This window comes from Ralstonia sp. TCR112 (assembly GCF_007997035.1).
Lineage (GTDB): Bacteria > Pseudomonadota > Gammaproteobacteria > Burkholderiales > Burkholderiaceae > Ralstonia > Ralstonia edaphi.
This window is the reverse complement of sequence record NZ_VOSS01000024.1, coordinates 13,485-38,615: the sequence shown is the minus strand read 5'-3', so window position 1 is coordinate 38,615 and position 25,131 is coordinate 13,485. Positions and strand designations below refer to the sequence as shown.

Below are 25,131 nucleotides of genomic sequence, written 5' to 3'. Positions count from 1 at the left end.
GTGGCCACCAGCACGCGCAGCGTCCCGGCCTTGAACTCCGTCAGCGCGCGCGTGCGCGCCGATTGGCTTTTGTTACCGTGAATGGCCAGCGCGGGGATGCCGTCGCGCGTGAGCTGCTCGGCCAGGCGGTTCGCGCCGTGCTTGGTGCGCGTGAAGACCAGCACCTGGTGCCAGTCGTTGTCGCGCACAAGCTTGGCGAGCAGTTCGCGCTTGCGCTCGCGGTCGACCGGATAGATGCGTTGCTCGACCGTCTCGGCCGTCGTGTTGCGGCGCGCGACTTCAATCAGCGCCGGCTTGTCGAGCAGACGGTCGGCCAGTTCGCGAATGTCGTCGGAGAACGTTGCCGAGAACAGCAGGTTCTGACGCTTCGGCGGCAGGATGTTGAGGATCTTGCGGATGTCGTGGATGAAGCCCATGTCCAGCATGCGATCGGCTTCGTCCAGCACCAGCAGTTCAATGTGCGACAGGTCGATGGTGCGCTGACCGACGTGGTCGAGAAGGCGGCCCGGCGTGGCGACGACGATATCGACACCACGCTTGAGCGCATCGATCTGCGGGTTGATGCCGACGCCGCCGAACATCACCATCGACTTCAGCGGCAGATATTTGCCATAGGCGCGCACGCTTTCTTCCACCTGCGCGGCAAGCTCCCGCGTGGGCGTCAGCACCAGCGCACGGATCGGGAAGCGCATGCCCTGCGGCGTCTGCACCTTATTGGGCTGCGATGCAGACAGGCGGTGCAGCAACGGCAGCGTGAAACCGGCGGTCTTGCCGGTGCCGGTCTGTGCACCGGCGAGCAGGTCACCGCCCTTGAGGATGGCGGGGATGGCCTGGCGTTGAATCGGAGTGGGTTCTGCGTAGCCGAGTTCGGCCACGGCACGTACCAGCTTGTCTGACAAGCCGAGTTCGGAAAACGACATGGAAAAGCGATTGGACCGGCGTGTCCCGCGCATTCGTTCGTGCGCCAATCGTGGACAAAGCCTGGGTAGGTGACGGGGCGACTGGACCCCGGGGACTGCAAGAAGGGCGCTAGTTTAACAGGTGATGGTGTTTACCCCACCGGTGCCCGCAATGCCGCCAAGGGCGCATTCACCACATCGCCCAACCGTTCCGCCAGCGAATACCGCGCCATATACCGCCGGAAATGCGCCAGGAACGCTTCTTCGGCCGGGGCCAGACGGCGCTCCCTGTGCCACATCAGGTACAGGTCGATGTCGGCAACGCCTTCTTCTGGCGGCAGCCGCCACAAGCGCTGCTGGGCCAGATCGTCCGCCACGATGTGCTCCGGCAGGCAGCCGATCCCATAGCCCGCAAACACGAGCCGCTTGATCTCGTCCAGGCTCGGCGACGTGGCGACGATGCGGCCGGTGAATCCCTGCTGATCGCGAAACACCGCGAGCGGCGACAGCGCATCGCCCAATTGGTCGCTCATGAACGAGACAAAGTTTTCACCGAGCAAGTCACTGATCGACAGGCCCGTCCGCCCGAACAACCGATGGTGCCGCCCGCAGAACACGGCGTAGCGCTGGCGCAGGAACAGTTGCCGCTCGAGCTTTTCGCTCGGCGTGCGGCACAGGCTAAGCCCAATGCCCGCGCGCTTTTGCGCGAGTGCATCGAGGATGTCCGTGCTGCGCATGACTTCCACCTGCAGATCCACGCGCGGGTGATGTCGGTGAAACGCCGCCAGGCATTCGTCGTACACGCCGGATTGGATGCGGCTGACGGTCAGCAGATGCAGCACGCCGCTCACATCGTCTTGCGGTTCGCCAAGCTCCGAGCCGAGCCGCGCGACATTGCCGTAGACGTCGGCGGCGATGCGCAATACGTCTTCGCCGACGCGCGTGAGGCGAAAGTGAGAGCCACGCCGCTCGATGAGCGTGTGGCCAAGCTGATCTTCGAGCCGCCGCAGCGCGAGGCTGACCGCCGGCTGCGTGATGTGCAGCCGCACCGCCGCACGGCTGATGCTGCGCTCGTGGACGATCGTGAGAAAGGTGCGCAGCAGATTCCAGTCGAGCCGGTCGCTGACGAGGGCGGGATCAAGAGCGGACGGGTCCATGGCGGGGAATATGAGTCCAACTTATACAAACAATAAGTATTCAGAATTTGACTAATACCCGTCAACCGGCAATAAACACGCATCGTCGCCTTGAAGCGGCGGGCTAAAAAAACCTGTGAGGAGCTACACCATGCAACCGTCTCAACCCGGCGGGCGCCAGCCTGCGCGTGCGGCCACCGCCGCCTTTGTCGGCACCATGATCGAGTGGTACGACTTCTACATCTACGCTACCGCCGCTGCGCTCGTGTTCGGGCCACTCTTCTTTCCGGGTGGTGATCCGTTCCTCAGCACGCTCGCTTCGTTCGGCACGTTTGCCGTCGGCTTTTTCGCGCGGCCGCTGGGCGGCATCGTGTTCGGCCACTGGGGCGACCGCATCGGCCGCAAGAAGGCGCTGATGATCACGCTCACGATGATGGGCCTGGCGACGATCGGCATCGGCCTGCTGCCGACGTATGCCACCGCCGGTGCGCTTGCGCCCGTGCTGCTGGTGCTGCTGCGTGTGGTGCAGGGCGTTGCGGTCGGCGGCGAATGGGGCGGCGCGGTACTGATGGCGGGTGAACACGCGCCCAAGGGCCGTCGCACGTTCTTCGCGTCGTTCGCGCAGCTCGGCAGCCCGGCTGGGTTGATTCTCTCGCTGCTGGCTTTCCGGCTCGTCACGTCGATGGAGAAAGACGCATTCATGGACTGGGGCTGGCGTCTGCCGTTCCTTGCCAGCGCGGTGCTGCTGCTCGTGGGCGTGGCGATCCGCCTGGGTGTGAACGAGTCGCCCGAGTTTGCGCAGGTGCAGGCGCAGCGCAAGACGGCCAAGCTGCCGATCGCCGAAGTCTGGCGCACGGCGCGCGTGCCGGTGCTGCTGTGCATTGGCGCCAACACCATCGGCATTGCCGGCGTGTACTTCACCAACACGTTCATGATCGCGTACACGACGCAGTATCTGTCGCTGTCGAAAACGCTGATTCTCGATTGCCTCTTCGTGGTGGCGTTCATCCAGTTTCTCGCGCAGCCGCTGGCGGCATGGCTGGCGGAGAAGCTTGGCGGCGCACGCTTCCTCAAGCTGATGGCGTTGATGGCGATGGCATCGCCGTACCCCATGTTCCTGCTGGTGCAGACGCGCCAGGCTCCGCTGATGGTGCTGGGGATTGCGCTGGCCGTGGTGTGCATGGCGAGCTTCTATTCGGTGATTGCGGGCTTCGTTTCCGGCGTGTTCGAGACGCGCGTGCGGTACTCGGCGATCTCGCTGTCATACCAAGTCTGCGGCGCGGTGGCGGGCGGGCTGACGCCGCTGGTCGGCACCATCCTCGCACAGCGCTTCCATGGCGAATGGTGGCCGCTGGCGATGTTCTACACGCTGCTCGCCGGTATCTCACTGCTGTGTATCGCGGCCATCGATGGGCGCCAGCGCGGTCGCGCAACGGCCGGCGACACCGTCGGCGCATAACGGTTTTCCCCACCCTGTTTCACCCATGCTGACGTTCTTTCATCCTGAACAGCTTCTGCACCATCCGCAGAGCTACTACTCGCGCGGCAAGATGCGCACGCCGCAGGAAGTGCCCGAGCGTGCGCTGAATTTGCTGCAGGCGGCGCGCGATCTCGGCTTCACCATTGCGCGGCCCGAAGACCACGGCATTGCGCCGCTCACCGCCGTGCACGGCGAGCCCTATCTGCGCTTCCTCCAGGACGCCCATGCCGACTGGCAACGCCTGCCCGAAGACTGGGGCGACGAAGTCATGTCCAACATCTTCGTGCGCGAGCCGAATGCGCTGCGCGGCGTGCTGGCCCAGGCCGCGCGCTATCTGGCGGACGGCAGTTGCCCCGTCGGCGAGAACACGTGGCGATCGGCGTACTGGTCGGCGCAAAGCGCGGCGGCCGGCGCGCAAGCCATCCTCAATGGCGAGCGCATGGCCTACGCGCTGTGCCGCCCGCCCGGCCATCACGCGCGCCGCGAGGCAGCCGGCGGCTTCTGCTACCTGAACAACGCCGCCGTGGCCGCGCAAGTGCTGCGGCGCAAATTCAAGCGCGTCGCCATCCTCGACACCGACATGCACCACGGTCAGGGCATCCAGGAGATTTTCTACGACCGTGCCGACGTGCTGTACGTGTCCATTCATGGCGATCCGACCAACTTCTATCCGGTGGTTGCCGGCTTTGACGACGAGCGCGGCACGGGCGACGGCCTCGGGCTGAACGTGAACCTGCCGATGCCGCACCGCTCGCCCGAATCGGTGTTCTTCGACAAGCTCGGCGATGCGATTGCCGCACTCGAACACTTTCAGCCCGACGCGCTGGTGCTGTCGCTCGGCTTCGACATCTATCGCGAAGATCCGCAATCGCAGGTGGACGTTTCGACGCAGGGCTTCGGCCGCTTGGCCAAGCCGTCGGCGCGATTGGACTGCCAACGCTGGTCGTCCAGGAAGGCGGGTATCACCTCCCCACCCTTGCACAAAACGCAGCCGCATTCTTCGGCGGCTTGAAGACGCCCCATCAGCCGGCAGGCTGAGCCCGCACCACGGCGCAAACGCCCCTTTAGGCTTTTGGATGTTTGCGCCCACTCACCTCCAGGCCCCGGCGTTTTATACGCTGCCGGGGCAACCTCCCCATCTCTAGAGTCCTTGCTCGAATTGGGCACTTGGCGTTTTCAAACGTCTGTTCCTAACATGCCCGGGCAACCCCATACACACGTTTGAATCGTACGTTCGAGCGCTGCACCGCAGCAATCGACCCCGATATCAGGCCTAAAAAAACGAGGTAGGAGACATGGGACGTCCTGGAGCAGGAGACACCAAGGGCCGCATTCTGGAAGCCACCGAACTGCTGTTCATCGAGTTCGGTTACGAGGCGATGTCGTTGCGGCAGATCACGGCGCGCGCCAAGGTCAATCTGGCAGCGGTCAACTATCACTTCGGCAGCAAGGAAGCGTTGATGCAGTCGGTGCTGGGCCGGCGGCTCGACCCGCTCAACACGCGCCGGCTGGCGTTGCTGACCGCGTGCGAAGAACGCTGGACGAAGGAACAGCTCACTTGCGACCACGTGCTCGGCGCGCTGTTTGTGCCGGCGCTGCAGATGGCGCGCAACCCCGACACCGGCGGCCCCGCGTTCCTGCGGTTGATGGGGCGCGTGTATTCCGACACCTCGCCGTTCGTGCAGAACTATCTGCTGGGCCACTACGCGCTGGTGTTCGATCGCTTCTTCGAAGCCTTCTCGCGTGCGCTGCCGCACCTGCCGCGTGCTGAACTCGGCTGGCGTCTGCACTTTGCGCTCAAGGCGCTGGCCGGCGTGCTGGCCGGCGACGACCTCAACAACCTGCTGCCGCTGTTCACGCAGGGCAAGACGATGAACGATGCCTCGCTGCTGGCCGCCTGACGGCGCTGGTGGTGGCCACGCTCAACGCCCCGCTGCCCGGCGAGGCCGGCGCGCTCGACCAGGTGGTCGAATTGGCCGAAGCGCAGGTACCCACGCCCGTAGCCCTGGCCGACGATGCGCCCAGCGGCAACGACAGCGGTAACGGCGGTTCCGGTCGCCACGCCGGGCACGGCAATGGCCGCAGCACCGAACGCAGCGCGACGCCCAGCGCCGCGTCGCCCTTTGTCGGCGACCTGTTCGGCCGCACACCCGCACGCGCCAGCGCCGACGATGCCGCAGACGAGCACGACGATCTGGGCGCCGACGAGCACGACGATTCTCATGGCGACGACGGCGACGGCCCAGCCCCCACCGCCCGCACCCGGGCATTGGCCATTCGCCGGAGCAACGCAGCACGCGCCATCTTCCCGGCCAACCCGATGCGCCCCTGGCGCAGCCCCAACGCCTGACAACGCAGGCGCCGCGCAGCGCTCCCGTGTGCAGGCACGGGAGTCGCTCCGGCATTCGACAGGTGCCGCCGCATGTTCGAGACATCCGGCACATCAACGCATCGAATGGAGACCCTCATGACGACGATCTGGATCGTCCTGCTTTGCATCGGCGGGCTTGCCCTCGCCAGCATGGAAGCCTCGGCATTCGCCTGGCTGGTTGCAACGGCTGTGTGCCTCGTCGCGGGTGCCTGGCTGGGCCTCGTGGGGCCGGTGATGACGACGGTGCTCGCCATCGTGTTTGTGCTGCCCGCGTTGGTGCTGGCGCTCAAGCCGCTGCGCCGGGCGATCATCACGCGCCCCGTGCTGGCGATGTTCCGCAACATCATGCCGGAGATGTCGCAAACGGAGCGCGACGCCATTGAAGCGGGCACGGTCTGGTGGGATGCGGAGCTGTTCTCGGGACGGCCCAATTGGTCGCGGCTGCTGTCTTCGCCGCCGCCGCGGCTGTCGGCGGAAGAGCAATCCTTCCTCGACGTCGAAACCGAAAAACTCTGCGACCTTGCCAACGATTGGGAAAGCACGCAGATCTGGCAGGACCTGTCGCCCGAGGCTTGGGACTATGCGAAGCGCGCCGGCTTCCTGGGCATGATCATCCCGAAGGAATACGGCGGCAAAGGGTTCTCGGCATACGCGCATTCGCAGGTCATCATGAAGCTGTCGACGCGCTGCTCGGCTGCAGCCGTGTCGGTCATGGTGCCCAACTCGCTCGGGCCGGCCGAGCTGCTGCTGCACTACGGCACCGAAGCGCAGAAGAACCATTACCTGCCGCGCCTCGCACGCGGTGAAGAAATCCCCTGCTTTGCGCTGACCAACGCGTATGCCGGCTCCGACGCCGCCGCCATTCCCGATGTGGGCGTGGTCTGCCGCGGCATGCACGAAGGCCGCGAGACGCTCGGCTTTCGCGTGACATGGAGCAAGCGCTACATCACGCTCGGCCCCATCGCCACGGTGCTGGGGCTGGCGTTTCGCGCAGTCGATCCGGATGGCTTGCTCGGTGGCGACAAGGAGCCCGGCATTACCTGCGCGCTCATCCCGACGAAGCATCCGGGCGTGAACATCGGCCGCCGCCATTGGCCGCTCAATGCGGTGTTCCAGAACGGCCCGAACTCCGGCAAGGACGTGTTCATCCCCATCGACTGGGTGATCGGCGGCCAGGCGCAGGTCGGCCGCGGCTGGCGCATGCTGATGGAATGTCTGGCAGCGGGGCGGGCGATTTCGCTGCCCTCGTCCAACGTGGGCATGGCCAAGCTGGCCGTGCGCAGCACCGGCGCCTATGCCGCCGTGCGACGCCAGTTCCGTACGCCCATCGGCAAGTTCGAAGGGATCCAGGAAGCGCTGGGCCGCATGGGCGGCAACCTGTACATGATGGATGCGGCGCGGCGTTTGTCTGCGCTGGCCGTGGACCTGGGCGAGAAACCTTCGGTCATCTCCGCCATTGCCAAGTACCACGTCACCGAACGTGCGCGCGATGTGGTCACCGATGCGATGGACATCGTCGGCGGCAAGGGCATCTGCATGGGCCCGAACAACTTCCTGGCGCGCGCGTATCAGCAAGTGCCGATCGCCATCACGGTGGAAGGCGCGAACATCATGACGCGCTGCCTGATCATCTTCGGGCAGGGCGTGATCCGCTGCCATCCGTATGTGCTGCGCGAGATGACGGCCGCGCAAGGCACCGATTCACCCGAGACGCTGCGCGCGTTCGACGCGGCGCTGTTCGGCCACGGCGCATTCATCGCGGGCAACCTCGTGCGTGCCTTCCTGCATGCGGTCACCGGCGGGCGCGTGGCAAGCGCGCCGGGCAATGCCGCACCGGAAATGCAGCGCTATTACCGCGCCGTGAACCGCTTCTCGACGGCGCTGGCACTGCTGTCGGATGTGTCGATGTTCACGCTGGGCGGCACGCTCAAGCGCCGCGAAAGCATCACCGGGCGGCTGGGCGACATCCTCTCGCAGATGTACTTGATCTCTTCCACGCTCAAACGCTTTGAAGATGAAGGCCGCCCTGCAGAGGACGCGCCGCTCGTGCATTGGTCCGTGCAGGACGCGCTGGTGAAGGCGCACGATGCGCTCGACGGCGTGCTGGCCAACTTCCCGAACGCGGGCATCGCGGCGCTGCTGCGTGCGTTGGTCTTCCCGTTCGGTGCACCGTATCGGAAGCCGTCCGATGCGCTGGCCGCGCAGGTGGCCGAGCTGATGCAGACACCGGGCGCCGTACGCGATCGCCTGCTGGCCGACTCGTACTGTCCGACGCCCGAGGTCGACCCAATCGCCTATGGCGAAGCAGCCTTCCGCCTACAACCGGCCGTGGACGCAATCGAGCAACGCTTGAAACCGGCCATCCGCGCAGGCAAGCTGCCGCCCGTGCCGCAAAGCCTGCCCGACTTCGAAGCCTGGACCGCGCAAGCCGTGGCACAAAACCTCATCGACGAGGCCGAACGCAAGCAGCTGTGCGACTACGCACGCTTCGGCGAATACGCGGTCGCCGTGGATGACTTCCCGCCCGACTTCAACCTGATGGCCGACCTGCAGCGCCGCAAGGATGCGCTCGATGCACTGCAGGCCGCCGAGCGCCGCGCAGCCTGAAGGTCCGGGCCTGACCAACGACAACAACAACGATGCAAGACAAGTACCTCGATTTCGTCGGCTCCGGTTTCGGCAAGTGGCTGTCGGCCAACCTCGGCCTGCCGCAGCCCGTGCCGTTGCGCCGTTATGTGTCCGGCGAACCGGAATTTGTCGGACCGTTCCTGGTGGGCGCGGCGCCGGGCGGCTCCATGCGCGAGACGCTCGCCGCGCTGTTTGCCGAGACGGGCGTCCCCACGCGCTTTCATGAAAGCGATCCGGAATGGCTTGGCGCCGCCAACCGGCACGGGCAGATCACGGGCCGCTTTGTCGCCCCCACGGGCAAAGAAGGCGAGGCGTTCGATCGCATTGGCGGCATCGTCTTCGATGCCACGGGCATTGCGACGGTCGACGGCCTCGACGCGCTGTATCACGTGTTCCACGATGGCGTCCGGGCCATCGGCCGTTGCGGGCGCGTGGTCGTGATCGGCCGTCCGCCGGAGGGCTGCAAGACGCCCGAGGCCGCGATCGCACAGCGCGCGCTGGAAGGACTGACGCGGTCGCTCGGCAAGGAAGTCCGGCGCGGCTGCACGGCGCAGCTCGTCTACGTGGCCGAGGGGGCGGAAAACGTAGCGGCATCGACGCTGCGCTTTCTGTTGTCGGCACGCTCGGCGTATGTATCGGGGCAGGTGGTGCGCGTGCATCGGGCGCCAGCGGTTTCGGTGGACTGGCAGAAACCGCTGGCCGGGGCGCACCGCGCTGGTCACCGGCGCGTCGCGCGGCATCGGTGCGGCCATTGCGCACGTGCTGGCGCGTGACGGTGCGCGCGTCCTGTGCCTGGATGTGCCCGCCGCGCAGGAAGCGCTGAGCGCGGTCGCCAAGGAAATCGGTGGTGAGGCCATGGCCTACGACATTGCCGCGCCCGAAACGCCCGCTTTGCTCGCGCAGCAACTTGCTGCCTTGGGCGGCATCGACATCCTCGTGCACAACGCCGGCATCACGCGCGACAAGACCATCGCGCGCATGACCGAACCCGCGTGGCGCAGCGTGCTCGATATCAACCTCGCCGCGCAGTTGCGCATCAACGACGCGCTGCTTGCGGCCAATGCGCTGCATGCGGGCGGTTCCATCGTGTGCGTGTCGTCCATCAGCGGCATTGCGGGCAACCTCGGGCAGACCAACTACGCGACATCCAAGGCCGGCGTCATCGGGCTCGTGCAGGCTGGCGCACCGTTGCTGGCGGAGCGCGGCATCACCATCAACGCCGTTGCGCCCGGCTTCATCGAGACGCAGATGACCGCAGCCGTGCCGTTTGCCATCCGCGAAGCCGGCCGCCGCATGAACGCGATGAGCCAGGGCGGTCAGCCCGTCGACGTGGCCGAGACGATTGCCTGGTTCGCCAACCCCGCGTCGAATGGCGTAACGGGCAACATCGTGCGCGTGTGCGGGCAAAGCCTGCTCGGAGCCTGAGACGACCATGCGCACGTTGGCCCTGTCCTGTCCGATGACCGCGACGCAGACGCTGGTGACCGAGCCGCCGTCGCCAGGGGCGCTGGCCTGGCGCGCGCTGCTGTCGCAACGCAAAGGCAGGCGCGGCGGCCCGCTCCCGCGCCACACCTTGGTGCGGCAGGAAGTGCCGCTCGAAGCGGAACACATCGCCCAGTACGCGGCGGTGTGCGGATTCTCGCCCGCGCACGGCGTGCCGATGACGTATCCGCACCTGCTCGGCTTTCCGCTGCAGCTCATGCTGATGACGGAATCGGCGTTTCCCTATCCGGTGATCGGCCTGGTGCATCTGTGCAACACGATCCGCCAACATCAACGTTTGCAGGCTGGCGAGCGCGTGCGCGTGGAAGTGCGCCCGCGCCGGCTGTTCCAGCATGCACGCGGGCAGGCGTTCGCCATCGAGACCGCGATCGTCAAGGCCGGCGCGGTGGTGTGGGAATCGCTGTCGACCTATCTGCGCGTGGGCGTGTCTTCTCCGCAAGGCGCACCGTTGATCGCGCTGCCCGGCGCACAGAACTTGTCGCTCGACAGCCGCTGGGATGTGCCCGCCGATACCGGCCGACGCTACGCCGGCGTGTCGGGCGACTGGAACCCCATCCACGTATCTGCCATCGGCGCGAAGCTGTTCGGCTTCGCTCACCCCATCGCCCACGGCATGTGGACGAAGGCCCGTGCGCTGGCCGCGCTGCTGCCGGCCGCACCGCTCACGCAAGGCGAAGTGGTGGCCGAATTCAAGACGCCGCTGTCGCTGCCCGGGGCGGCGACGCTGTGGCAGGCCCGCGAAGCCACACCGGGCCGCGCATTTGAAGTGCGCAACGCCGCGGGCGACAAACCCTATCTGCGCGGCATGCTGACGCTGCCGCAGGCACAACAAGAAAACTCGGGAGACTGAATCCATGCTCGTCAACGCGCAGGTGCGCCGCGTCGCCATCCTCGGCGGTAACCGCATTCCGTTTGCCCGCTCCAACACGGCCTACGCCACGGCGTCGAACCAACAGATGCTGACCGCCGCGCTGCAGGGCCTGATCGACCGCTTCAACCTGCACGGCCAGCGGCTGGACGAAGTCGTGGCGGGTGCGGTCATCAAGCATGCGCGCGATTTCAACCTGACGCGCGAAACGGTGCTCTCCACCACGCTCGCCAAGCAGACGCCCGCATACGACATCCAGCAGGCATGCGGCACGGGGCTGGAAGCCGCCATCCTCGTCGCCAACAAGATCGCGCTGGGGCAGATCGACGTGGGCATTGCCGGCGGCACGGACACCACCTCCGATGCGCCCGTCGGTCTGAACGAGAAGATGCGCAAGATCCTGCTGGAGGCCAACCGCGCCAAATCCACCGGTGCGCGCGTCAAGGCGCTGGCCGGGCTGCGGCCCTCGATGTTCGTGCGCCCGCTTCTGCCGCGCAACAGCGAGCCGCGCACCGGCCTGTCGATGGGCGAACACTGCGAGCTGATGGCCAAGCGCTGGGGCATTCGCCGCGAAGACCAGGACGCGCTGGCCCTGCGCAGCCACCACAACCTCACGGCCGCCTACGAGCGCGGCTTCTTCACCGACCTGATGACCGCCCACCTGGGGCTCGATCGCGACAACAACCTGCGCAGCAACCTGACCATCGAGCAACTGGCGAAGCTGCAGCCGGTCTTCGACCGCAGCGAGGCCGGCACGCTGACCGCGGGCAACTCCACGCCCCTCACGGATGGCGCATCGTGCGTGCTGCTCGCCAGCGAAGACTGGGCCCGCGCGCACAACGTGCCCGTCCTCGCCTACATGACGTGCGCGGATACGGCTGCCGTCGATTTCTTCAGCGGCACGCCCGAGCAAAACGAAGGGCTGCTGATGGCACCGGCCTATGCCGTCTCGCGCATGCTGCAACGCGCAGGGCTCACGCTGCAGGACTTCGACTACTACGAAATCCACGAAGCCTTTGCCGCACAAGTGCTGTGCACGCTGGCGGCGTGGGAGTCGCCGGAATACTGCCGCGAAAAGCTCGGCCGCAGCGCCCCCATGGGCAGCATCGACCGCAGCAAGCTGAACGTGAATGGCAGCTCGCTGGGCACGGGCCACCCGTTTGCCGCCACGGGCGGGCGCATTGTCGCGACGCTGGCCAAGATGCTGGCGCAGCGCGGCAGCGGGCGCGGTCTGGTGTCGATCTGCGCGGCAGGCGGCCAAGGCGTGGTCGCCATCCTGGAACGCCCCGAAAACATGTCGCATTGAACCGACGGGCCTACGGGAACGGCCCGCTCATCCAACCCGCGCGGCACATAACAAAACCACGCCGCGTCTTTCATGGACGGAGACACCATGAACACCGTTGCCGACCGCAGCAATCTGACCGATCGCATCTGGCTGAAGTCGTACCCCGAAGGCGTGCCCGCCGAAATCAACCCCGATCGCTATCACTCGCTCGTCGAAGTGTTTCGCGAATCGGTGGAGAAGTACCGCACGCGCGTCGCCTACGTAAGTGTCGGCACCGAAATGACGTACGGCGAGTGCGAGCGCCAGGCCAAGCAGTTTGCGGCGTGGCTGCAGTCGCGCGGCGTGAAGAAGGGCGATCGCGTGGCGATCATGCTGCCCAACAGCCTGCAGTACCCCGTGTGCCTGTTCGGCACGCTGCTGGCCGGCGCCATCGTCGTCAACGTCAACCCGCTGTACACGGTGCCGGAGCTGGCGCACCAGCTGCGCGATTCCGGCGCACAAACGATCGTCGTGCTGGAGAACTTCGCGCGCACGCTGGAGCAGGCTTTGCCCGGCTGCCAGGTGCGCAACATCGTCATCACCGGCATCGGCGACCTGATGGGCGGTGCGCTCAACCTCAAGGGCCGCGCGCTGAACTTCGTGATGCGCCACGTGCAGAAGCAGGTGCCGCCGTACAAGCTGCCCTCGCCGATCTGGCTGCGCGATGCGCTCGCCACCGGAGGATCACGCGCGCTGCAACCGGTGCAGCTGGCGCCGGAAGACATCGCCTTCCTCCAATACACCGGCGGCACCACGGGCGTGGCCAAGGGCGCGATGCTCACGCACCGCAACATCATCGCCAACCTGCTGCAGGCGGAGGAGTGGTCCAAGAGCATGCTCAACGGCGGCGTGGAAACCAACGTCACGCTGCTGCCGCTGTATCACATCTTCTCGCTCACGGTGAACCTGCTGATGTTCATGACGCTGGGCGGGCGCAATATCCTGATCGCCAATCCGCGCGACACCAAGCGCGTGATCTTCATCCTGCGCAACGAGCGCTTCTCGGGCATTGCCGGCGTGAACACGCTGTTCAACGCGCTGCTGGAAGATCCGGACTTCGCCAAGCGCGATTTCTCGGCCATGAAGATCACCATTGGTGGCGGCATGGCGGTGCAGCGTGCGATTGCGCAGCGCTGGAAGGAAGTCACGGGCCACACCATCGTTGAAGGCTACGGGCTGACGGAATGCTCGCCGGTCGTGTCGATGAACCCGCCACACGTGACCGAATTCAGCGGCACGATCGGGCTGCCCGCTCCGTCCACCGAAGTGCGCTTCAAGCGCGACGACGGCACCATCGCGCCGCTGGGCGAACCCGGCGAACTGCAGGTGCGTGGGCCGCAGGTCATGCGCGGCTACTGGCAGCGCCCCGAGGAGACCGCCAAATCCATCGACGCCGAAGGCTGGTTCTCCACCGGCGACATCGGGGTGATGGACGCCAACGGCTACATCCGCCTGATCGACCGCAAGAAGGACATGATCCTGGTCTCGGGCTTCAACGTGTACCCGAACGAAATCGAAGACGTGGTGGCGCTGCATCCTGAAGTGCTGGAAGTGGCGGCGATTGGCGTGCCCGATCCGGTGGCGGGCGAGCGCGTGAAGATCATCGTGGTGCCGCGCACCGGCGCGCTGACGGAGCCCGCGCTGCTCGAACACTGCCGCGCGCATCTGACCGGCTACAAGATGCCGCGCATCGTCGAGTTCCGCCACGAAGAGCTGCCCAAGTCGACGGTGGGCAAGATCCTGCGCCGCGAGTTGCGCGATGCCGACCCTGACATCAAGCGCGCCCGTGCGCAGGCGCAGCAATAACGCCAACACCGGAGACCCGTATGCAATTGCGTACCCTCGCCCTGGCCACGGTGCTGGCCGGCGCCGCGCACGCCTGGGCCCAGCCTGCAGCGCCCGAGGCTTCGGCGCCTGCCGCGGCCGCACCGACCACCGCACCGACCACCGCACCGCAATCGGCGGCCATCGGCAGCTTTGCCGCCATGGACATCGCCAGGCAGACGGCGTGGCTCACCAGCCAGGTCAACGCCAACGCGTTTGCGGCCTGGTCCGACGAAGACGTCCTCGCCATGGCGCAGGCCATGAAGCCCGAAACGCTGGTGCGTTGGCTCAAGGCCGAAGTGGCCAAGCTGCCCGAGTATGAATACCGCATGCGCCGCCAGGAACGCGTGAAAAACCAATGGCAGAGCCAGCCGGCGCTCATGCTGATCCGCTACCGCAACGCACCTCGCCAGGTCTACGCGCGCTGGCTCAAGGGCGGTGCGCACGCCGGCCAGGAGATCATCTACGACGAAACCGTACGCAAAGACGAGATGTACGGCCACCTTGGCGGGCTTGTCGGTTTCGTGGCGATCTGGAGTGCGCTGGATGGCTCGCTGGCCAAATCGCAGTCGAACCACACGGCGCGCGAGCTTGGGCTGCAGTTCATCGTCGACTCGGTCGAGCGCGACGGACGCGCCCACGTGGCAACCGGCGGCAGCGGCAAGTTCAATGAAGCCAAGATGGTGACCGAAGACGGTGAGCGGATGCTTCGGCTGACCTGGGATGCGCCAAGCGGCCCGCCCACGTTCTACGCCAAGCGCGTGCGCCTGTATTTCGACCTGAAAAACCCGTGGGTGCGCATTGAAGAAGCGTGGGACGAATCGGGCAATCAGCTCGAGAAAATCGTCATTGAAAGCGTGACGCGCAAGACCTGGAACGACCAGACTTTCAATCCCAAAAATCCGGAATACAAATTTTAGGCTGCCGCCCGCAGACCGTTGTGGGCCAAGGCTCCGCCGACCGGTGCAGAGTATGAAACGAGACTAGGGGAAACCCCTTGTTGCGTGCGTACACGCTAGAGGAAAACTTCGATCATCGCAGCGCAACCGAACAAAAGCGCTGCGTTATGCTGAGGAAACACAAATCGCCACACCAAGGCGTGATAACAATCCCATCCAGAGAGACAACCACATGAACCGCACTGCCCGCCGCCTTGCTGCAGCCCTTGCCTGCGCTGCTGCCAGCACCCTTGCTGCCCCCCTGGCTCACGCCCAATCCACCGCGGAGGCCAACGTGGCCACAAGCGCCAGCAATGGCAGCGGCGGCGGCTTCAGCGGCTTCATGGACAACTACGTCTGGGGCCGCAACGTCATGGCGCTGGGCTGGTTCTACATCCGCCCGATGGATTCCGCCACGCCGCTGACCACCACCACCAGCGCGCTGGGCCTTGGCACCTATCAGTCGCCCGGAACTGACGTGAAAGTCAGTAACGCCAATACGCTGTCGCTCACGTTCACGCACTTCTTTAACGACAACATCGCCGGCACGTTCGTGGGCGGCGTTCCACCCAAATTCAACCTGTATGGCAGCGGTAATGTGATCGCACCGGTGCCGGTGGTCGGGCCGCTGACGCTGATCAACCTGGGCCTGCCGCAAAACAACCCGGTCGCCACCGTGCGTGAATGGAGCCCGGCGATCGTCGCGCAGTACTACTTCGGCACCAAGGAAAGCAAGCTGCGCCCGTTCCTCGGCGCGGGCGTCAGCTACAACTTCTTCACCAATCTGCGCCTGAACTCGAACTTCGTGAACGCGCTGCAAAACCTGGGGCAGGTGCTGCAGCTCGGCATGGGACAAGTGCCGACGGGCCCGGCCAAGGTGACGGCGGAGACCTCCAGCTCGTGGACGCCCGTCGCCAACGTGGGCGTGTCGTATGAGTTCGCCAAGAACTGGACCGCCATCGGCACGGTGTCGTACCTGCCGCTGAAGACGACCTCCACCATCACGATCCGCAGCCAGCAAGGCCAGGTGCTGGCAGTCAACAAGACCGATATCAAGGTCGACCCGATCGTGTTCGGGCTGGCTGTGGGCTACAAGTTCTAAGCCGCTGAATTGCTCCATCGCAAAACGCCACCTTCGGGTGCGTTTTTCATTGGGGCGCGACCCGATATCATGGCGGACTGTTACGCGTCGATTTGCGCGCCGATTTCCCGACTCCTTGCCCCGCACCCACCTCACATCCATGAGCCAGCCTTCCATCGCCATCGTCGGAGCCGGCATTGCCGGCGTTGCCTGTGCCAACGCGCTTGCCGCTGAAGGCATTGCCACCACGGTCTACGAACGTGCCGGCGGTGTCGGGGGGCGGCTGGCCACCAAGGTGCTGCCCGAGTCGCGCCGGCATATGCGTTCGACCACGGTGCGCAGTCGTTCAACGTGCGCAGCGAGGCCTTCCGCCGCGCAGTGGATGCTGCTGGGCGCCAGGGCTCGGTGCTGCCCTGGCCGGCGCGCTGGGGCCATCGCACGGCCGGCGCCCTGCAAGCTGATTCGCGCGACGAAGCCCGCTACGTCGGCCTGCCGGGTATGGGCGCGCTGGTGCGCAGCCTGGCGGCGCCGCTGGACGTGCGCCTCGGCCACGCCGTCACGCGTGTTGCGCACGATGGCCGGCGCTGGACGATCGAGCGCAACGGCACGGACACCGCGCACGCCGACATCATCGCCCTGGCCCTGCCCGCGCCCGAATTGCCGGCGCTGTTTCATGGCGCTACGCCGATATCGCTGCAGGAGACCATCGCCCCGGTGCACTACGCCCCGTGCTGGGCGCTCATGATGGGCTTTGCGCAACCGCTCGGCTTGCCGTATGACGGCATCCGCATCGACGACGACATGCTGGCCTGGGCCGCCCGCGACAACACCAAGCCGGGCCGCGTCATGGTCGATGAATCCTGGGTGGTACATGCGTCACCGGGCTGGTCGGCTGCGCATGCCCACGACACGCCGGAACAGGTGCTGCATGCCATGCACGCCCGCTTTGCCGAAGCCTTCCCCGGTACGCCGGAGCCCGACCTGATGGCCGCGCACCTGTGGCCGCACGCGCTGGTCGAGCAGTCTGCCGGCATGCCCTGCCACTGGGACGCCGCCGCTCGCCTGGGCGCCTGCGGCGATTGGTGCGAAGGCCCGCGCGTGGAAGCCGCGTTCCTGAGCGGCGTCGCGCTGGCCGCCAAGATTGCCGAAGCGCTATAAGAGTTCTGCCCGGAACGTTACAATATCGGGTTGTCTCGTGTTTCGTGTGCCGGGTCGCTCACCCGGCGGTGGCTTTCTCCTGACGACGCCATGCGCACCCGACGCCAAGTCCTCGCCCTCGCCTTTGCTGCCGTTGCTGCAGCATCGGCGCCGTTGCTGTCTCATGCGCAAGTCCTGCGCAACATTCCGGCGACGGCCCCGGCGGCCCAATTGACCGTCAATTCGGCCAATACCGGCACGCTGAGTACCGGCAGCACCGGCATCGTCCGCATCCTGCTGTTGGGTTTCGGAAGCAGCAGCGCCGATATCCGCTTTGCCCCGGGCGTGCGGATCCTGTCACTGGATGGGCGGCTGCTGCCGCCGGGTTCGGTGGTCGGCCAGACGTTCAAGGTGCGCTATCAGCTCGACCTGTATCAGCAGTTGCTGACCGCCTGGGTTGTCAGCGATGACGACTACAAGGCTGCGGTGGCCGCACAAAGTCAGGCGCAAGCGCAGTCCCAGTAGTCAGAACGCCCCACGAAGCACGTGCCCCCAGGTCAACCACTGTGAACGGCACATGAAAAAAGTCTTCATCAAAACCTACGGCTGCCAGATGAACGAGTACGACTCGGACAAGATGTCCGACGTGCTCAACGCAGCCGAAGGTCTCGTCCCCACCGACACGCCCGAAGACGCGGACGTGATCCTCTTCAACACCTGCTCCGTGCGCGAGAAGGCGCAGGAGAAAGTGTTCTCCGAACTCGGCCGCGTGAAGGCACTCAAGGCGCTCAAGCCGGACCTCGTGGTCGGCGTGGGCGGCTGCGTGGCCAGCCAGGAAGGCGCATCCATCGTGGCGCGCGCTCCTTACGTGGATGTCGTGTTCGGCCCGCAGACGCTGCACCGCCTGCCCGACCTCATCGCAGCGCGCCGCCGCACGGGCCGTTCGCAGGTCGACGTGTCCTTCCCCGAGATCGAGAAGTTCGACCACCTGCCGCCCGCGCGCGTGGACGGCGCCAGCGCCTTCGTGTCGATCATGGAAGGCTGCTCGAAATACTGCAGCTACTGCGTGGTGCCCTACACGCGCGGCGAAGAGGTCTCGCGCCCGTTCGACGACGTGCTGGCCGAAGTGGCCGGCCTGGCCGAACAGGGCGTGCGCGAAGTCACGCTGCTGGGCCAGAACGTCAACGCGTACATCGGCAAGATGGGCGATACGAGCGAGCGTGCGGATTTCGCGCTCCTGCTCGAATACGTGGCCGAGATTCCGGGCATCGAGCGCATCCGCTACACGACCAGCCACCCGAAGGAATTCTCCTCGCGCCTGATCGAGGCCTATGCCACCAACCCGAAGCTCGTCGACCACCTGCACCTGCCCGTGCAGCACGGCTCCGACCGCATCCTGATGGCGATGAAGCGCGGCTACACGGTGCTCGAATACAAGAGCAGCATCCGCAAGCTGCGCGCGATCCGGCCGAACATCTCGATCGCCACCGACTTCATCGTCGGCTTTCCGGGCGAGACCGATGCCGACTTCGCCAAGACGATGGACCTGATCCACGAGATCGGCTACGACACCTCGTTCAGCTTCATCTACAGCCCGCGCCCCGGCACGCCGGCGGCCAACCTGCCCGACGATACGCCGCAGGCCGTCAAGCTCGAACGCCTGAAACATTTGCAGGCGACCATCGAAGAGAACGTGGCACGCATCAGCCAGGGCATGGTCGGCAGCGTGCAACGCATTCTGGTGGAAGGCCCGTCGCGCAAGGATCCGACCGAACTGCACGGCCGCACCGAGAACAACCGCGTCGTCAACTTCGCGCTGCCCGATCTGCCGCAGGCGCGCCGCGACCAGCTGATCGGCCAGATGCTGGACGTGCGCATCGTGCACGCCTTCCCGCATTCGCTGCGTGGCGAAGTGGCGGAACAGCGCACGGCCAGCACGACTCACTGATCATCGACACAACCCGATTTGATGAAACCAACCATCGCAGAATTCACGGCGCCCAAGAACGACAACACGCGCCTGCAGAACCTGTGCGGTCCGCTGGACGAAAACCTGCGCCAGATCGAACAGGCGCTGGACGTGACCATCAACCGGCGCGGCAGCAAGTTCACCGTGCGCGGCGCCAACGCGCAGGGCGCGGCCAACGCATTGGAAACGTTCTACAACGCCGCGCGTGAGTCGCTGTCGGTGGACGACATCCAGCTCGGCCTGGTGGAAACCCGCCAGGTGGCCGCACACGGGGCCTACCTGCCGGAATCGAGCGCCGACGAGCCGGACGGCAATGATCTGTCGCCCGTGCTGCATACGCGGCGCACCGATCTGCATGGCCGCACGCCGATGCAGCGCGCGTATCTGCGCAACATCCTCTCGCACGACCTGTCGTTCGGCATCGGCCCCGCCGGCACGGGCAAGACGTATCTGGCCGTGGCCTGCGCCGTGGACGCGCTGGAGCGCGACGCCATCAAGCGCATCGTGCTGACGCGCCCGGCCGTGGAAGCCGGCGAACGCCTGGGCTTCCTGCCCGGCGATCTTGCGCAAAAGGTCGACCCGTACCTGCGTCCGCTGTACGACGCGCTGTACGACCTGCTCGGCTTCGACAAGACGCAGAAGATGTTCGAGCGCCAGATGATCGAGATCGCGCCGCTGGCCTACATGCGCGGGCGCACGCTCAATCACGCCTTCATCATCCTGGACGAAGCCCAGAACACCACGCCGGAACAGATGAAGATGTTCCTCACGCGCATCGGCTTCGGCTCCAAGGCGGTGATCACCGGCGACACCACGCAGATCGATCTGCCGCGCGGCCAGAAGAGCGGCCTGATCGAAGCGCAGCACGTGCTGCGTGACGTGCGCGGCGTGGCGATGACGCGCTTCACCAGCGTCGACGTGGTGCGGCACCCGCTGGTGGCGCGCATCGTCGAGGCCTATGACGAATTCCATGCCCAGCATAAAGATGCATAAGGACGCCTGAACGTGGCTAAAGCAAAAACCGATACCAAAGCAAAAACCAAAAAAACCCAGGCCGCGGCCGCCGAGTCGTTCGGCCCGCGCGTCGACGTGTTCGACGCCCAAGGCAAACCCAAGACGGTGGATGCAAGCGCCGTGCGCATCGCCTTTGCCGATGGCCGCAGCCTGATCCTCGGTCTGCCGAATACCGTAGATGGGCCGATCACGCTGGTTGCCGAACACGCCGACGCCGACATGCACGCCATGCTCTCGCTGCGCCCCGAGCACCACGACAGCATCACGTTGCGCATCGAAACCCAGCCTGCCGAATTGGCCGACTCCACGGAAGAAGCCTTCGATGACGACACCGCCGGCGCCGAGATGCTCACGCTCGACCTGACGGTGCAGTACGGCGATGAACTCAAGGCTGCCGCTCGCAAGGCGCTGCCGAACGAACGCGACATCGAAGGCTGGATTGCTCCCGCGCTGTTTGCCGATGCGCAGCTCAATGTGCGCTTTGTCGGCGAAGAAGAAGGCCGCACGCTCAACCGCACCTATCGCGGCAAGGACTACGCCACCAACGTGCTGACCTTCTCTTACGCAGAGAATGCGGAAGACCCGGTCTCGGCCGACATCGTGCTGTGCTGCCCGGTGATCGAGAAAGAGGCGAAGGAACAGAAGAAGCCGCTGCTCGCGCATTACGCGCATCTGATCGTGCACGGCGCGCTGCATGCCCAGGGCTACGACCACGAAGACCCGGCCGACGCGAAGGAAATGGAAGGCATCGAAACGCAGATCCTCGGCGACCTCGGTTTTGCCGATCCGTACGCAGATCGTTAAAGCGCCAAGCGCTTGATGATCAAACGCCGGCCCCGCGCCGGCGTTTTGCTTTTGCATGTTCCATTCTTGCAGCATGCTGTTTCAACGGTGAATCACCTCACGTTGACGTCAATCCAGTCCTGACAACGGTTTACAAGCTTTCCTCCGCCATTTGGCGCAGGCTCGCGCCGTTCGAATCGCTCACACACATCGCACGGGCCGTCGGCCATCCGGCACCCTCGCCGCTCTCCGTATGGCGCATGGGTTTTGCCGTAGCGATTCCTATCCTCCACGCATAAGCCGCCGCTCGAGCGCGCTTCACAAAATCGGCGCAAACGAGCGCCATCGGCCAACCCGCGCACAGACGGGCAAGGCCACCGCGGGGAGGTCATCATGCGTCAACGCTTCATGGACAGCATTCCGTGGGCCACGCTGCTCTTTGGCGTGGGTGTCGGCACGGCGCTCGCGGTCACGCCGCGCATTGCGCACGCTGATCACAAGCAATCGTGCTATGCGGGCATCGTCGTCGTATTCGACGGTGCGTGGCATCCGGGCGCCGTGGTCGGCTGCCGAACCGTCAACATCTCTGACAGCAACAACGTGGTGGGCGCCGAGGTGAACCTGATGATCGCGCAAGGCACCATCCGGCCGCGCGTGCAGGCAGTCGTCGGCAGCACGAGCGTGCAGGCACTCATCGGCGGCGGTTACGACTTTGCGAGCAGCAAGGCGCTGGTGGGCGTCGGGGCCACAGGCGACCACTGGCTCGCCGGTGTCGACATGGAAATCGCCGGACGTTGGACAGCCTACGGCGGCGCAAGCACGTTGGGCCGGTATCACAGCAATTCGCGTCCCGCAGACCCGGCACCGGCATCGGCGGCAACAACACCGACGAGCAACAACGACGTGCCGCCACCGAGCGGGAACAACACGCAGCCGTCCAAGCCCAGCCCGACACCGACACCGGCACCCGCACCCGGCGCGTCGCCCAGCCCCAGCCCCGGCCCCACGCCAGCACCGAGCCCCGGGCCCAGCCCATCGCCGGCTCCATCGCCGAGCCCGACTCCGAGTCCAACGCCGACACCCGCCCCGACGCCAACGCCGAGCCCATCGCCTGTTCCATCGCCGTGCGGAAGCTGCCACGGAGGCGGTCACCATCACGGGCACCACCATGATCACGACCACGGCGGTGACGGGCACCACGGAGGCGATCACGACCACGGCGGTGACGGACACCACGGCGGCGATCACAACCACCGTGGAAGCGGCAACCACCGAGGCGACCACGACCGCGGCGGTGAGGGCGACCACGGAGACAACCACGATCGCGGCGACGAGTCAGGCGGGCACAGCCGGCATCATCGTCACGACGAGGGCGACTGGCGCCAGAACGGCAATCACCCAGGCAACGAAGGCAGCAACGCGCACGGCAACGGCCAGCAACGCGGCGGCGAAGGCGGACACGACTGACCGCTTCCCCCTCGGCAGATCGTTCGTCTCTACGCGCCCGAACCCGGCCTCCCGAAGTGAAATAGACACCACTTCTGGGGGCCGGGCGGCCACCCCCCGTCATCGGGACGGCAGGGCTTTTGGTGTATGCTGGCCCGATGTTTAACGACGCGCGACCGCGCCATGAATGATCCGTATCCCAGTCCGAAGCCAGCCGACAAACCCCGCTCGCTGCTGGAACGCCTGACCGACCTCATCTCGCCCGAGCCCGAATCGCGGGCCGAGCTGCTCGAAATCCTCCAAGACGCCCATGCGCGCAGCCTGATCGACGCCGACTCCCTGTCGATGATCGAAGGCGTCTTCCAGGTCTCAGACCTGTGTGCGCGCGACATCATGATCCCGCGCGCGCAGATGGATGCGCTGAACATCGCCGACGCGCCGTCAGAATTCATCCCGTTTGTGCAGGAAGCCGCGCATTCGCGCTTCCCCGTCTACGAAGGCAGCCGCGACAACATCATCGGCATCCTGCTCGCCAAGGATCTGCTGCGCTTCTACACTGACGAAGGCTTCGACGTGCGCGACATGCTGCGCCCGGCCGTGTTCATCCCCGAATCCAAGCGACTGAACGTGCTGTTGCGCGACTTCCGCGTCAACCGCAACCACATCGCCATCGTCGTTGACGAATACGGCGGCGTGGCGGGCCTCATCACCATCGAAGACGTGCTGGAGCAGATCGTCGGTGACATCGAGGACGAATACGACTTCGACCAGGAAGAAGACAACATCCTGCCGACCGCCGATGGCCACATGCGCGTGCGCGGGCTGACCGAAATCAGCCAGTTCAACGAAGCCTTCGGCACGCATTTCTCCGACGAAGACGTCGATACCGTGGGCGGGCTGCTGTCCAACCACCTGGGCCGCGTGCCGCACCGCGGCGAGAAGATCGTCATGGGCACCCTGCAATTCGACGTGCTGCGCGCCGATGCGCGCCAGGTGCAGGTGCTGCTCGTGCGCCGCCTCACCGCGTCGGCTGGCGGCAATGCCACGGCCGACACCTCTGGTTCTCACCCCGCCTGATCCCTCCGTGCCCGCTCAGTTCTCTTCCCCTGCCGCACCGTCCCGTCGGCAGGATGCCCAAGCTGTGCCGCTCGCGCGGTTGCGTTTTGCGATGCCGCTGGCAGCGTTGCTCGGCGTCATGCATACGCTGTCGTTCGCGCCGAACCACTGGTGGTGGCTGCAGATCCTCTCGCTGACGGGGCTGGCTGCGCTCGTACAGCGGGCGCCGCGCCTGCGTGATGCGGCGTACGTTGGCTACGCCTTCGGGCTCGGCTGGTTCCTGTCGGGCGTCTGGTGGCTCTATATCAGCATGCACGTCTACGGCGACATGCCGGCATGGATGGCCGCGCTGGCGGTGCTGCTGTTTGCCGGGTACCTGGCGCTGCATCCGGCGCTGGCGGTGTGGGCATGGCAGTGGCTCACGAGACGCGGGCGGTGGTCCGGTACCGCATCCGCGCTGGTATTCGGCGCGGCATGGGCCGTCACGGAATGGCTGCGCGGCACGGTCTGGACGGGCTTCCCCTGGATCAACGGCGGCTACGCGCATACCGATGGCCCGCTGGCCGGCTACGCGCCGCTGGTGGGCGTCTACGGCATCGTGCTGATCGCCGCCGTGCTGGCCGGCCTGCTGTGCGTCGCAGCCGAGCGCCGACTGCATTGGCTGGCGGGCATCGCCGGTGCGGTTGTGCTGGTGGCCGGCTGGCCGCTGCACGGCATTGCGTGGACGCAGGCGGTGGGCAAGCCGATCTCCGTGCGCCTTCTGCAGGGCAATGTGCCGCAGGACGTGAAGTTTCAGCAGACCGGCATCGAGCGCTCGCTGGAGCTGTACACGAAGATGGTCACCGAGAAGCCCGCGCAACTCGTGATCACGCCCGAGACAGCCTTCCCGATCATGATTCAGGAGATGCCGCAGGAGATCGCGCTGGCCATCCGGACCTATGTGGATACCACCGGTTCCAGCGTGCTGTTTGGCGCCGCCAGCGAGGACTCGCGCGTCGATTACACCAACAGCGTGTTCGGCGTCGGCCCGCAATTCCAGGGCGTATACCGCTACAACAAGCACCATCTCGTGCCCTTCGGCGAGTTCATCCCCTTCGGTTTCCACTGGTTCGTCAACATGATGAACATGCCGCTGGGCGACTTCCGACGCGGCCTGCCCGTGCAGCCGCCCATGGCGGTGGCCGACCAGCGTGTCGCGCCCAACATCTGCTACGAGGATTTGTTCGGCGAGGAAATTGCCGCATCGCTGCGGCATGCAGACCAGCCCGCCACGATGCTCGCCAACGTGACGAACCTGGCGTGGTTTGGCGACACGATTGCGCTGGACCAGCACCTGCAGATCTCACGCATGCGCGCGCTGGAAACGGGCCGGCCGATGCTGCGTGCCACCAACACCGGCGCGACCGCCGTGGTGCGGCCGGACGGCAGCGTTCAGGCGCGCCTGCCGGTCTTCACGCTCGGCACGCTGCAGGCTGACGTGCAAGGCACGCAAGGCCTGACGCCGTTCGTGCGGGCCGGCAACGCGCCCGCGCTGGGCCTGGGCGCGCTGGTTCTGCTGGTGGCATTTGTGCGCCGCCGTCGGGCTTCGGCGGATTGATCGTTCAGCGCCCGGAGGGCTTTCGAGCCACTTTCCGGAGTCGCTGACAAAAAACGCTAAAATTCAACGTTTTA

At 65.8% G+C, this 25,131-nt stretch carries 17 protein-coding genes and 4 pseudogenes; 19 read left to right on the top strand and 2 right to left on the bottom strand.

The features are described 5' to 3' along the window. Positions 1-920: DEAD/DEAH box helicase (locus FUT88_RS08605; protein WP_147214614.1), on the bottom strand; the 920-nt coding region annotated here is incomplete at its 3' end. Between the two features lie 131 nt (positions 921-1,051). Continuing rightward, positions 1,052-2,056, bottom strand: coding sequence for a LysR family transcriptional regulator (locus tag FUT88_RS08600; RefSeq protein WP_147214613.1), 1,005 nt, complete (start codon positions 2,054-2,056; stop codon positions 1,052-1,054). Between the two features lie 130 nt (positions 2,057-2,186). Between FUT88_RS08600 and FUT88_RS08595 the strand changes: the two genes are divergently transcribed. The 19 genes and pseudogenes from FUT88_RS08595 (at position 2,187) to lnt (ending at position 25,057) form a co-directional block, all read left to right on the top strand. Beyond that, a complete protein-coding gene (locus FUT88_RS08595; protein WP_147214612.1) occupies positions 2,187-3,494 on the top strand; it encodes an MFS transporter in 1,308 nt (435 codons plus the stop codon). Between the two features lie 25 nt (positions 3,495-3,519). Beyond that, positions 3,520-4,553 (top strand): annotated as a pseudogene (locus tag FUT88_RS08590) (histone deacetylase family protein). A 257-nt stretch (positions 4,554-4,810) separates the two neighbouring features. Continuing rightward, a pseudogene (locus FUT88_RS08585) lies at positions 4,811-5,865 on the top strand (TetR/AcrR family transcriptional regulator). A 117-nt stretch (positions 5,866-5,982) separates the two neighbouring features. After that, complete coding sequence (locus FUT88_RS08580; protein ID WP_147214611.1) at positions 5,983-8,493, top strand: acyl-CoA dehydrogenase; 2,511 nt, start codon at positions 5,983-5,985, stop codon at positions 8,491-8,493. 32 nt (positions 8,494-8,525) lie between these two features. Next, a pseudogene (locus tag FUT88_RS08575) lies at positions 8,526-9,939 on the top strand (3-oxoacyl-ACP reductase). 7 nt (positions 9,940-9,946) lie between these two features. Continuing rightward, complete coding sequence (locus tag FUT88_RS08570; protein ID WP_147214610.1) at positions 9,947-10,867, top strand: MaoC/PaaZ C-terminal domain-containing protein; 921 nt, start codon at positions 9,947-9,949, stop codon at positions 10,865-10,867. A gap of 4 nt (positions 10,868-10,871) precedes the next feature. Then, complete coding sequence (locus FUT88_RS08565) at positions 10,872-12,191, top strand: acetyl-CoA C-acetyltransferase (protein ID WP_147214609.1); 1,320 nt, start codon at positions 10,872-10,874, stop codon at positions 12,189-12,191. A gap of 87 nt (positions 12,192-12,278) precedes the next feature. Beyond that, the gene (locus tag FUT88_RS08560) at positions 12,279-14,018 is read left to right on the top strand and encodes an AMP-binding protein (RefSeq protein WP_147214608.1); all 1,740 of its coding nucleotides are present in this window, start codon (positions 12,279-12,281) and stop codon (positions 14,016-14,018) included. A gap of 20 nt (positions 14,019-14,038) precedes the next feature. Then, positions 14,039-14,956 carry a DUF1571 domain-containing protein gene (locus tag FUT88_RS08555; RefSeq protein WP_147214607.1) on the top strand — a complete coding sequence of 306 codons (918 nt, stop codon included), beginning with the start codon at positions 14,039-14,041 and terminating at the stop codon, positions 14,954-14,956. Between the two features lie 211 nt (positions 14,957-15,167). Next, a complete protein-coding gene (locus FUT88_RS08550; RefSeq protein ID WP_147214606.1) occupies positions 15,168-16,076 on the top strand; it encodes an OmpW/AlkL family protein in 909 nt (302 codons plus the stop codon). A gap of 139 nt (positions 16,077-16,215) precedes the next feature. Then, positions 16,216-16,314, top strand: a pseudogene (locus FUT88_RS26600) (NAD(P)-binding protein); the annotation flags it as partial. A gap of 92 nt (positions 16,315-16,406) precedes the next feature. After that, positions 16,407-17,213, top strand: coding sequence for an NAD(P)/FAD-dependent oxidoreductase (locus FUT88_RS08545; RefSeq protein ID WP_261797076.1), 807 nt, complete (start codon positions 16,407-16,409; stop codon positions 17,211-17,213). A 90-nt stretch (positions 17,214-17,303) separates the two neighbouring features. Continuing rightward, positions 17,304-17,717, top strand: coding sequence for a hypothetical protein (locus FUT88_RS08540; protein ID WP_012761215.1), 414 nt, complete (start codon positions 17,304-17,306; stop codon positions 17,715-17,717). 52 nt (positions 17,718-17,769) lie between these two features. Further along, on the top strand, positions 17,770-19,140 hold the full coding sequence (miaB, locus tag FUT88_RS08535; protein ID WP_027678172.1) for a tRNA (N6-isopentenyl adenosine(37)-C2)-methylthiotransferase MiaB: 1,371 nt from the start codon (positions 17,770-17,772) through the stop codon (positions 19,138-19,140). 21 nt (positions 19,141-19,161) lie between these two features. Then, on the top strand, positions 19,162-20,154 hold the full coding sequence (locus FUT88_RS08530) for a PhoH family protein (protein ID WP_147214605.1): 993 nt from the start codon (positions 19,162-19,164) through the stop codon (positions 20,152-20,154). Positions 20,155-20,166: 12 nt separating this feature from the next. Continuing rightward, entirely contained in the window at positions 20,167-20,979 is an 813-nt protein-coding gene (gene ybeY / locus FUT88_RS08525) for an rRNA maturation RNase YbeY (protein WP_147214604.1), read from the top strand. 372 nt (positions 20,980-21,351) lie between these two features. Then, a complete protein-coding gene (locus FUT88_RS08520; RefSeq protein ID WP_147214603.1) occupies positions 21,352-22,425 on the top strand; it encodes a hypothetical protein in 1,074 nt (357 codons plus the stop codon). A 162-nt stretch (positions 22,426-22,587) separates the two neighbouring features. Next, positions 22,588-23,481 (top strand): HlyC/CorC family transporter, encoded by an 894-nt coding sequence (locus FUT88_RS08515; protein ID WP_147214602.1) that lies wholly within the window; start codon positions 22,588-22,590, stop codon positions 23,479-23,481. A 64-nt stretch (positions 23,482-23,545) separates the two neighbouring features. After that, complete coding sequence (gene lnt / locus FUT88_RS08510; protein ID WP_147214616.1) at positions 23,546-25,057, top strand: apolipoprotein N-acyltransferase; 1,512 nt, start codon at positions 23,546-23,548, stop codon at positions 25,055-25,057. The last annotated feature ends 74 nt before the right edge of the window (positions 25,058-25,131 follow it).